The sequence below is a fragment of the Xenorhabdus sp. PR6a genome (genome assembly GCF_028599065.1).
GTDB lineage: Bacteria > Pseudomonadota > Gammaproteobacteria > Enterobacterales > Enterobacteriaceae > Xenorhabdus > Xenorhabdus doucetiae.
Genome location: NZ_JAQRFJ010000161.1, coordinates 1 through 1,212 on the forward strand (window position 1 = coordinate 1; position 1,212 = coordinate 1,212).

General features: G+C 51.2%; 1 pseudogene. It reads left to right on the forward strand.

The features are described from left to right. Window positions 1-186 precede the first annotated feature (186 nt). Window positions 187-1,212 (forward strand): annotated as a pseudogene (locus PSI15_RS18025) (phage major capsid protein); the annotation flags it as partial.

A 1,212-nucleotide genomic window follows, 5' to 3' on the forward strand; every position in this document is an offset into this window, starting at 1 on the left:
ATTTCGAGGGCTTTTTATTATATTTTTCATAGATATATTAAGAAATGGCACTCAGACGTGAGCCGCCATCAGGCCGTTTAATCAAGCTGCGGGAAGCAGCCTGTGAGACGCAGAAAAAGATTATTCGGCCTGCCCCTATCAGAGCTGGTTTCACGTCTTAATATTAATTGTTACGGAAACCATTTCATGAAAAAGCTACTTGAATTACGCCAGCAAAAGACAACCCTCACTGAACAAATGCGCACCCTGCTCACCAAAGCAGAAAGCGGAAAGCGTTCCCTGACCGAAGATGAAGCCAAGCAGTTCGACGAACTGCGCAGCCAGTCCGATGCACTGAACGCCGAAATTGCCCGCTATGAGTCAATTGCTGATGAAGAACGCCATCAGGCGAAGATCCAGCCGACCAGTGAAAAACTCAGCAACGACGAACTGCGACACTATATCGTGACCGGAGAAACCCGCACCTTGTCTACGGGCGTGCCGTCAGAGGGTGGCTATACCGTTATCCCTGAACTGAACAAACAGATCATGCAGCAATTGGCGGATGAATCGGTCATGCGCCGGATCTGTACCCTCAAGACCACACGCAGCAACGAATACAAACAGTTGGTTTCGGTCGGTGGGGCAGCGGTGGCACACGGGGAAGAGGGCAAGGCACGCGGTGAGACTACCACGCCGAAGATGGAAGAGGTCAGCATTAAGCTGTTCCCGATTTACGCTTATCCGAAGACAACCCAAGAGATTATCGACTTTAGCGACGTGGATATTTTGGGCTGGCTGACTGCTGAGATTGCAGACACCTTCGTCGATACCGAAGAAACCGATCTTGTCAGCGGTGACGGCAGCAAAAAAGCCAAGGGCTTCCTGTCTTATCCCCGTGATACCCAAGCCGACAAAACGCGCGCTTTTGGCACCCTGCAAAAGCTGGAAGTGGCCACCCTTGAAGCCGACAGCCTGATTGACCTTAAGTTCCTGCTTAAGAACAAGTACCGCAAGAATGCCGTCTGGGTGATGAACTCCAACACAGCCGCCAAGGTACAGAAGCTGAAAAACGGCAACGGGGATTATATCTGGCGGGAACGTTTGCAAGCCAGTGATCCGGATATGCGTCCACTATCTTGAATTTATGCCGGATAACGTTATCGGTCTGGGGGACTTCAAGCGCGGTTACTTCATCGTTGACCATGAAACAGGTACCCGCACCCGTCCCGA